This is a genomic window from uncultured Gemmiger sp. (assembly GCA_944388105.1).
Classification (GTDB): Bacteria; Bacillota; Clostridia; order Oscillospirales; family Ruminococcaceae; genus Gemmiger.
Genome location: CALXHN010000023.1, coordinates 18,162 through 27,340, shown reverse-complemented (window position 1 = coordinate 27,340; position 9,179 = coordinate 18,162). Strand labels below are relative to the sequence as shown.

The window sequence follows — 9,179 nt, the reverse complement described above, 5'->3', positions numbered from 1 at the left end:
CCTTTTTACAGTAACCAGTATACCAGCAGAAAAGTCCGTTAACCGGGACTTGCGTCCGATAAGCGTGCAGGCGCAGCCCGATAACAGGGACCATCACATATACATTCCGGCAGCCCGCCGGAACGCCGGAAACGGCCGGACGACGGGCTTTCTTTTTTATACCTTTTCTGGCATCGGAGGGCCCTTATCATGGATCTTGCACAAAAGCTGGAAATTCTGGCGGACAGTGCCAAGTATGATGTGGCCTGCACCTCCAGCGGCGTGGACCGGCCCGGGCGCCACGGGGCCCTGGGCAGCTGCTGCGCAGCCGGTATCTGCCACGCCTTCACGCCGGATGGCCGGTGCGTATCCCTTCTGAAGGTGCTGTACTCCAACGCCTGCAGTTATGATTGCAGCTACTGCGTCAACCGCCGTACCAATGATATCCCCCGGGCCACGTTCACCCCCCGGGAACTGGCAGACCTGACCATCGGCTTTTACCGCCGCAATTATATCGAGGGGCTTTTTCTTTCCAGTGCGGTCCTGGGCAGCCCGGATGTGACCATGGAAAAAATGATCGAAGCCCTGCGGATCCTGCGGCAGGAATATCACTTCAACGGATACATCCATGCCAAGGCCATCCCCGGCGCCGACCCGCTCCTGGTCGAGCGTCTGGGGCTTCTGGCGGACCGGCTTTCGGTGAACATCGAACTTCCCAGCGAAGCAAGCCTGGGCCTGCTGGCCCCGGATAAACACAAGGCGGGGATCCTGCGGCCCATGGGGCAGATTGCCCAGCGCACGGCACAGAACCGGCGGGAGATGGCCGTCTACCGCCATACCCCCGCCTTTGCACCGGCGGGACAAAGTACCCAGATGATCATCGGCGCCACGCCGGAAAACGATCTGCACATCCTGCGCCTGACCGAAGGATTGTACAAAAAGTACGCGCTGAAACGTGTGTTTTTCTCCGCCTATCTTCCGGTGGTGCCTGACCCGCGTCTGCCCGCCACCACCACCCGCCCGCCGCTTCTGCGGGAACATCGTCTGTATCAGGCGGACTGGCTGCTGCGCTATTATCAGTTTTCGGCGGCGGAGATCCTCAACGAGGACGAACCCAACTTCGACCCCTACCTGGACCCCAAATGCAACTGGGCCCTGCGCCATCCGGAATTTTTTCCGGTGGAGGTGAACACGGCCACCAAAGCGCAGCTGCTGCGTGTGCCGGGAATCGGCCCCAAAAGCGTTCAGCGCATTCTGGCGGCAAGGCGTCAGCAGCATCTGGGCCTGGAGGAGCTCAAGCGCATCGGCGTGGTCCTCAAACGGGCGCGGTATTTCATCACCTGCAACGGAAAAGCGCCCGTACACGGTACCCGTGCCGAGGTGGCGGCTGCACTGCTGGACCCCAACGCCTTCGGGGTGGGGATGCGGCAGCTTTCTTTGGATGATTTTGTGCCTGCGGCGCTGCCGGGAGCCGCGCCTTTGGTGCACCAGTTGACAGATGCGGGTATGGATGCCCGGGAGGCCGCCAGATTGACCAGACAGGAGGCGCTGACATGTCTTACCAAGCGGCTGTAAGTGACGTTTCCTATTGTTATGACGGCAGCTTCCAGGGCTTCCTGTGCTGCATTTTCGAGAGCTTTTCCAAAAAGGAGATTCCCGCCGCGGTGCTGCCGCCCAGCGAGGGGCAGACCTCCCTGTTTGCCCAGCGGGAGATCGAGACCCGTCCCGAACTGGCACGCCGGGTGGCCGCGGGGCTGAACCGGCTGGGAACAGTGGTGCGGGAACGGATCACCACCGGATTCCTGGCGGATGAACCGGGCAAGGAACTGATATTGCTTCGGTTTGCCCGCCTGTGCTTTGAGCGGGGGCCTTCCGCCGCCCGCATGCTGGGAGACGCCGATGTGTCGGCTGCTTTTGAGCTGGAACGGGCGGTCAGCAACGAAAGCTGCAAATACATCGAATTTCTCCGCTTTGAACAGCGCGGAAACATGCTGGGTTCCATCATTCACCCCCGGCACAATATCCTGCCTCTTCTGCGTGGGCACTTCTGCAGCCGTCTGCCGGATGAAGATTTCATGATCTTTGATGCCACCCATGGGATGGCGCTGCTGCGCCGCGGCGGGCGGGTATGCTATATGCAGATGAAGCAGTACACTCCGGCCCCGGACCCGGCAGAAGAAGACTGGCAGGCGTTGTGGAAACGCTTTTTCCGCGCCCTGACCATCCAGGAGAGACGCAACCCCATTTGCCAGCGCACCCACGCCCCCAAGCGATACTGGCGGGATATGTGTGAGATGCAGCCGGAAACTTTTGCAGACCCATAAACCACCCTGCTGGCGGAAAAGGACTTCCGCCCCGTATCGGAATATGATATAATAATAAGAAATCGCTGCCGCGTCCGGTGCAACGGATCAGCGGCATCCGGCTTGTGGGCTGCTTCCGGACGGAATCCGGCGGAAGGCGGCCGCATAAGATTCTTGCAAAAGGGGAGCTGCACTATGGAAGAATTGCTGCATATTCTGGAAAAGAACGCCCGCCTGTCGGTGGAGGATATCGCCGCCATGATGGATAAGACCCCGGTGGAAGTGGCCGCCATGATGGATGAAGCCGCCGAAAAGGGATACATCCGCGGTTATGAGGCCCTGATCGATTGGGAGCGTGCCGGGGTCAATCTGGTGGAAGCCTCCATCGAGCTGCACGTCTCTCCCCGCAAGAGTCGCGGCTTTGACGAGATCGCTTCGGTCATTGCCAGCTTTGATGAGGTGGACAGCGTCCTGCTCATGAGCGGCGGCTACGACCTGCAGGTCACCATAAAGGGGCACAGTTTCCAGGAGATCGCCCTCTTTGTTGCCAAGCGCCTGTCTCCGCTGGACGATGTTCTGTCCACGGCGACCAGCTTTGTGCTGCGCACCTACAAGCGCGGCGGCCGGCTGTACCAGAACGAAGAAGCTGACGACAGGGAGTGTACGGTGCTGTGATGAATTACGACCAACTGCTTGCACCGGCGGCCAAGGAGATGCGGCCGTCCGGCATCCGCAAGTTTTTTGATCTGGCGGCGGATATGCCGCACTGCATCTCATTGGGCGTAGGGGAACCCGATTTCAAAACGCCATGGAGCATCCGGGACGCGGGAATCCGCAGCCTGGAACAGGGCAAGACCAAGTACACCGCCAACGCCGGCATCAAGGAACTGCGGGCGGAGATCTGCCGGTACCTGTCCCGCCGCATGGATCTGGAATACAAGCCGGAGAACGTTCTTGTCACGGTGGGCGGCAGTGAAGCCATCGACATGACCATCCGTGCCCTGGTGGCACCGGGGGACGAGGTCATCATCCCCGAGCCCTGCTTTGTCTGCTATGAACCCATCACCCAGCTGACCGGCGGCGTGCCGGTGCATATTGCCACCAAGGCAGAGGATGAGTTCCGCCTGACACCGGAAGCGCTGCGCGCGGCCATCACGCCCCGCACCAAGCTGCTGATCCTGCCTTTCCCCAACAATCCCACCGGCGCCGTCATGGACCGCCAGACCCTGGAAGGCATTGCGGAGGTGCTGCGCGGCACCGACATCATGGTTCTGTCGGACGAGATCTACGCCGAATTGACCTACGGTCTGGACCGCCATGTCAGCATTGCCAGTCTGCCTGAGATGAAGGAGCGCACCGTTGTGGTCAACGGCTTCAGCAAGGCATACGCCATGACCGGCTGGCGCCTGGGATATGCGGTGGGTCCTCAGCCGGTGATCTCGGTCATGACCAAGATTCACCAGAGCTGCATCATGTCCGCCCCCACCACCAGCCAGTATGCAGCCATTGTGGCTCTGCGCTCCTGCGATGATGAGATCGAGATCATGCGGGATGAGTACAACCGCCGCCGCCGCTATGTGGTCAAGGCGCTCAATGACATGGGACTGGCCTGCTTTGAGCCGAGAGGCGCCTTTTACGTATTTCCCAGCATCCGGGTCAGCGGCCTGACCAGCGAGGAATTCTGTGAACGGCTTCTGCGGGAGCAGGAGGTGGCCATTGTCCCCGGCGACGCTTTCGGTGCCTCGGGAGAAGGATTTGCCCGCATCAGCTATGCCTACAGTGTGGATCACCTGCAGACGGCCATGCGCCGCATCCGCCGTTTCCTGGAAGAGCATGATTGGCTGAACGAGAATAAATAAGGCTAGGAAAGGGGAATCCCCCTGTGCATACCAAAAAAAATGTTACCGTGCTGGCCCCCGCCAAGCTGAATCTGTCTCTGGATGTGGTGGGGACCCTGCCCAACGGATACCATGACCTGGATATGGTCATGCAGACCATTGATCTATATGAACGTCTGGAACTGCGCCGCAGTCCTTATCTGAACCTGCGGATGCCCGGCAGCTTTGTTCCGGTGAACAACAAAAACACGGCGGTCAAAGCGGCACTGGCCTTCTTTGACTATACCGGCCTGCTGGCCGGGGTGGACATCACCATCCACAAACAGGTGCCGGTACGGGCCGGCATGGCCGGCGGCAGTGCCGATGCCGCCGGTGTGCTGGTGGGGCTGAACGAACTGTACGGTGCCCGTCTTTCCATGAGCGAACTCTGCGCCATCGGCGCGGGAATCGGGGCAGACGTGCCCTTTGCGCTTATGGGCGGCACCTGCCGGGTGCGGGGTGTGGGCGACCTGCTCAAGCCGCTGCCGCCCTGCCCGGAATGCTGGTTTGTGGTGGTCATGCCCAGCGTGGGCATTTCCACACCGGAGGCTTTCCAGCGGTATGACCAGCTGGGCAGCCCGGTGCACCCTGACTGCGAAAAGCAGGAAGCCGCCGTGCGGGCCGGAGACCTGCGCGGCGTGTGTGCCGCGGCCGGCAACGCCCTGGAACATTGCTCCGGTGCCACCGAGACACCGTCCATCTGTGCCCTGCTCAATGAAAACGGCGCCCTGACCAGTCTGATGACCGGGTCCGGCGCGGCGGTCTTCGGCATCTTTGAGGAGGAAGAACGGGCCCGTGCCGCTGCCGATGCCCTGCGCGGTCAGTACAGCCAGGTATACGTGGCACGTCCCACCCGCGGCGGCGCAGCCGTGCGCCCCGAACCCCGGCGCCGGTCCCGGCCTGCCGGCGTGTGAATTGTGTGAAACTCCGCACACAGCCGCATCCTATCCGCCCCTTTCGCCCATACTCATGGCGAAAGGGGTGTTCTGTTCATGAAATATTTTCCGTATGCTCTGTACATCTCCCGGCGCGTTTCGGCGCGGCGGGTCCTGGAAATCGGATTTGCCCTGGCATTTGTATTGACGGTCCTTCTGACGGCCGCGGCGGTACGCTACCGGGCGGTCTGCCGGGAAATCTGCGGGGATACCCTGCGCCTGCACATCCTGGCCAACAGCGATTCGCCGGAAGACCAGCTGCTGAAACTGCAGGTCCGGGACGCAGTGCTGGACACGGTGGCCGAACTGACCGTTGATGCGCAGACCAAGCAGCAGGCAGTGGAGGCGGTACGGACCGCACTGCCTGAACTGAAGGCCATTGCCCGGAACGTGGTGCAGGGGCGCCAGAATGTGGAAGTCCGGCTGGAACAAAGGGAATTCGAGGCCAAGGATTACGGCACCTTCCGTCTTCCGGCCGGCGAATATACGGCACTGCGCATTGAGCTGGGCAGTGCCAGGGGACACAACTGGTTCTGCGTTCTCTATCCCGCCCTGTGCGTGGGCAGCAGCGAGGCCCGCTATGACCGCGCCGAGGAAAATGCCCTGGTCTTCGGGCAGTACGAAGTCCGTTTTGCGCTTCTGGATGCCGTCCGCGGCCTGACCGGAGCCTGAATCCTTCCATTCTTCATCCATCATTCTGTCAGAAAGGCGGTTTATCATGCTCACTTTACTTCTTGGGCCTTCGGGCAGCGGCAAGTCCACCCGCCTGCGGGCCGAACTCAAGTCCCGGGCGGAGGCGGGGCAGCGCAGCATCCTGATCGTGCCGGAACAGTTCACCTCCTCCACCGAGGCGGCCCTGTACCGCACATTGGGGGATACCCTGTCCGGTTATGTGGAGAGCTACTCCTTCACCTCTCTGGCGGAAACCCTGCTGCGCCGGTATGGCGGAGCTGCGGTGCAGACCCTGACCGAGGCGGGCCGTGCGGTACTGGTGCGGCGGGCCCTGAATTCCTTGCTGGACCAGGTGGTGTATTACAGCCGCCAGCGGCACAGCGCAGCCTTCTGCGAGAAGGTGGCCCAGACCATCGATGAGCTGAAAAGCGCCGGCATCCGCCCTGGAAAGCTGGCCGAATATGCCCGTGCCCCCGGCGCCGACAGGGACAAGCTTTCGGAACTGGCGCTGATTTACGAGACCTACGAAGGGCTTCTGGCCGGCACCGCCATGGACCCCGGCGACCGCCAGGAACTGGCGGCACGGCGCCTGCAGGAAGCGGACGGCGGCCGGGATTTCTTTGCCGGCCGGACGGTGTATATTGATGAGTTCGATACCTTCAACGCCCCCAAGCGGGCGCTGCTGGCGGCCATCCTGCCTGCCGCGGACCTGTCTGTCAGCCTTTGCTGCGACCATCTGCAGGAGACCGACGGCGGAGTGGGATTGTTCAGCGGAGCCCGACAGGTAGCCGCCACCCTGCAGCGGATGGCACGGCAGGCGGGGGTCCCGGTGCATACCATGACCCTCACCGGTGATTACCGCCACGAGAACGCCCCTGCGCTGGCCGAACTGTCTCTTCTTCTGGCTGACTCCGGGTATACGCCCGACGGCCCTGTTCCGGTCAAAGCGGGGGAGCAGCCGGCCATCTGCTGCTGTCAGGCGGACAGCCGGCAGGCGGAGGCCAAAGCCGCCGCGGCGGCCGTCAAGGCATTGGCGCGGACCGGCGTGCCCTACGGGCGGATGGCGGTGATCTGCCGGGATTCCGGGCTGTATCTGCCGGCGGTCCGGTACGAATTCCGCCTGCAGAACATTCCGTTGTTCTGTGACGAGGCCACCACCCCCGAAAACACCGCCCCGGCCAGGGCGGTACAGGCGGCACTGGAACTGCTGCGCGGCGGACTTGGCGGCACGGCCCTGCTGCGCCTGCTCAAGACCGGGCTGGTACATATACCGGAAGAGCAGGCCTGTGCCCTGGAAAACTATGCCTACACATGGCCCCTCCACGCCGATGACTGGCGGGCGCCGTTCACCCGCAATCCCTCCGGGTACGTGGATACCTGGTCGGAACAGGACCGCACCGATCTGGCCAATGCCGAGGCTGCCCGCCTTTTTCTGGTGGAACGGGCCCAGACCTTCCTGGACAAGGCCCGGGGCGCATGGGTGGGGGAACTTACCCGCCGGATCTACCTCTTCCTGCAGTCGCTGGGGGCGGAGAGCTCCCTGCAGCAGCTGGCGGAAGAACTGCGTGCCAAGGGGATGCTGCCGGCGGCGGACGAGGCCCTGCGGGAATGGAACGTGGTCATCGGCCTGCTCAACGATCTGGTCCGCCTGTTGGGCGAAAAAGAAATGCTGACCCCTGCGGAGTATGCCGACCTGTTCTCCCTGCTGCTGCGCACCACCGATATGGGGCACATCCCCCAAAGTCTGGACAGCGTTATTTTTACCACGGCCGGCCGCATGCGGCTGCCGGAAACCGACGCCTGTTTCGTGCTGGGTCTGGCGGAAGGGGAGTTCCCCCAGACCCCCGGCGACCAGGGATTGCTGACCCATGCCGACCGTGATTCCATGATCGCCCAGGGGGCGGAACTGCCCGACTGTTTTGAAAACCGGGCCATCCGGGAACAGGTCTGCTTTTACAAGGCATTGACCGCCCCGGCCCGCTGGCTGTGGATGTCCTGGCCGGGAGGCGCGGCAGGGCTGCCGGTCACGGCTGCCCTGGCACCCGCGCTGGACCTGATGTCCATCCCCCGCGTGGAGCCGGAACCGGCGGATCTGGGGGCCACCCCCGCGGCGGCCCTGGATCTGCTGGGCAGCGTCTGGCAGCAGAATACACCCCAGCGGGCTGCCGTTCTGGAGGCGCTGCAGGCGGTGCAGGGCAGTCCCTCTGCTGCTCCGGGCTTTGCTGCGGTGCAGCGGGCTGCCCGCCGTGATCCTGCCCGGGTCACCGACACGGCAGCGCTGGAAAAGCTGCTGGGACAGCGCCTGCATATCAGTCCCACCCGCTTTGAGCGGTATGCGGTGTGTCCCTTCGGGTACTTCATGCAGTATGTGCTGAAGGCCAAACCGCGCCAGAAGGCCGAACTGGCCCCCAACATCAGCGGCACGCTGACCCACTGGGTGCTGGAACAGGCGCTGCGCCGGCAGGGAGAAAGCTTCCGCACCCTGAAGCCGGAGGAAATCGAGAGCCTGGTACAGGATCTGGTCAAAGAATACGCCGACGCCAATCTGCCCGGTGCCGGCGTGCGGATGCAGTATCTGCTGGAACGCATTGCCCGCAACCTGGTGGGCCTGCTGGGCTTTATCCAGCGGGATATGAACCAGTCGGGATTCAAGCCGGTGGCGTTTGAGCTGCGTATCGATGACCGTCCCGACCCGGACGATCCCGGCGCCCCGCGGGTGACGCCGGTGGAACTGGACGACGGCGCCGGACACACAGTGCGGGTGGTAGGGACCATCGACCGGGTGGATGCCATGCCGCTGAACGGCAGGACCTGGCTGCGGGTGGTGGACTATAAGACCGGCAGCAAAAAGTTCGACCTGAAAGAGGTATATCACGGGCTGGACTGCCAGATGCTGCTGTATCTGTTTACCCTGGAGCGCAACGGCGAAGCCCTTTTCCCCGGCGCGACCGCGGCCGGTGTGGAATATCTTCTGGCGGACCCGTCCCCCGTCACCAGTGCGCGTCCGGAATCCGGACAGAACGGAACGCCGGCGCCGCCCACCTACCCGCTGGACGGTCTGCTGCTGGACGATTCCGGCATCTGCCGTGCCATGGACACCCGTGGGACCGGAGAGTTTGTCCCGCTGAGCTTCAACAAGAACGGGGATGTCAGCGCGGCTTCCCGCAAACATCTGGCCTCTCCCGAAAAAATGACCCGGATCCGGGATCATCTGGACGAGCTTCTCACCCGGATGGCCCAGGACCTGTATGGCGGCCGCATTGCCGCCGAACCTTTTGTACCCGGCGGCCGCAGTCCATGCCAGTACTGTGACTACCGCTCGGTCTGCCGCCACGCCGACGGCGAGAACGAACGCATTCCCGACACGGAAAGCGACCCTTTCGAATTGTGACCTTCTGAACTGAATTGCAGGT

7 protein-coding genes are annotated in these 9,179 nt (G+C 62.8%); all 7 read left to right on the top strand.

Annotation, left to right across the window (positions count from 1 at the left end):
• The first annotated feature begins 189 nt into the window (after nt 1–189).
• Nucleotides 190–1,554, top strand: a complete 1,365-nt coding sequence (locus Q0K17_RS04510; RefSeq protein WP_294540403.1) for a putative DNA modification/repair radical SAM protein — start codon at nt 190–192, stop codon at nt 1,552–1,554.
• Nucleotides 1,533–2,303, top strand: a complete 771-nt coding sequence (locus Q0K17_RS04505; protein ID WP_294540401.1) for a TIGR03915 family putative DNA repair protein — start codon at nt 1,533–1,535, stop codon at nt 2,301–2,303. Before Q0K17_RS04510 ends, Q0K17_RS04505 begins: the two co-directional genes overlap by 22 nt.
• A gap of 174 nt (nt 2,304–2,477) precedes the next feature.
• Nucleotides 2,478–2,957: an Lrp/AsnC family transcriptional regulator gene (locus Q0K17_RS04500; protein ID WP_294540399.1), complete on the top strand. Its 480-nt coding sequence runs from the start codon at nt 2,478–2,480 to the stop codon at nt 2,955–2,957.
• A complete protein-coding gene (locus tag Q0K17_RS04495) occupies nt 2,957–4,141 on the top strand; it encodes an aminotransferase class I/II-fold pyridoxal phosphate-dependent enzyme (RefSeq protein WP_294540396.1) in 1,185 nt (394 codons plus the stop codon). Before Q0K17_RS04500 ends, Q0K17_RS04495 begins: the two co-directional genes overlap by 1 nt.
• Nucleotides 4,142–4,164: 23 nt before the next feature.
• Nucleotides 4,165–5,073 carry a 4-(cytidine 5'-diphospho)-2-C-methyl-D-erythritol kinase gene (ispE, locus tag Q0K17_RS04490; protein WP_294540394.1) on the top strand — a complete coding sequence of 303 codons (909 nt, stop codon included), beginning with the start codon at nt 4,165–4,167 and terminating at the stop codon, nt 5,071–5,073.
• A gap of 78 nt (nt 5,074–5,151) precedes the next feature.
• Nucleotides 5,152–5,766, top strand: coding sequence for a stage II sporulation protein R (locus Q0K17_RS04485; RefSeq protein ID WP_294540392.1), 615 nt, complete (start codon nt 5,152–5,154; stop codon nt 5,764–5,766).
• A 46-nt stretch (nt 5,767–5,812) separates the two neighbouring features.
• The gene (locus Q0K17_RS04480) at nt 5,813–9,157 is read left to right on the top strand and encodes a PD-(D/E)XK nuclease family protein (protein ID WP_294540390.1); all 3,345 of its coding nucleotides are present in this window, start codon (nt 5,813–5,815) and stop codon (nt 9,155–9,157) included.
• The last annotated feature ends 22 nt before the right edge of the window (nt 9,158–9,179 follow it).

Coding starts and splice junctions, on each gene's coding strand:
- Q0K17_RS04500 (WP_294540399.1), top strand. CDS start 2,478: ATGGAAGAATTGCTGCATATTCTGGAAAAGAACGCCCGCCTGTCGGTG.
- Q0K17_RS04480 (WP_294540390.1), top strand. CDS start 5,813: ATGCTCACTTTACTTCTTGGGCCTTCGGGCAGCGGCAAGTCCACCCGC.
- Q0K17_RS04505 (WP_294540401.1), top strand. CDS start 1,533: ATGTCTTACCAAGCGGCTGTAAGTGACGTTTCCTATTGTTATGACGGC.
- Q0K17_RS04510 (WP_294540403.1), top strand. CDS start 190: ATGGATCTTGCACAAAAGCTGGAAATTCTGGCGGACAGTGCCAAGTAT.
- Q0K17_RS04485 (WP_294540392.1), top strand. CDS start 5,152: ATGAAATATTTTCCGTATGCTCTGTACATCTCCCGGCGCGTTTCGGCG.
- Q0K17_RS04495 (WP_294540396.1), top strand. CDS start 2,957: ATGAATTACGACCAACTGCTTGCACCGGCGGCCAAGGAGATGCGGCCG.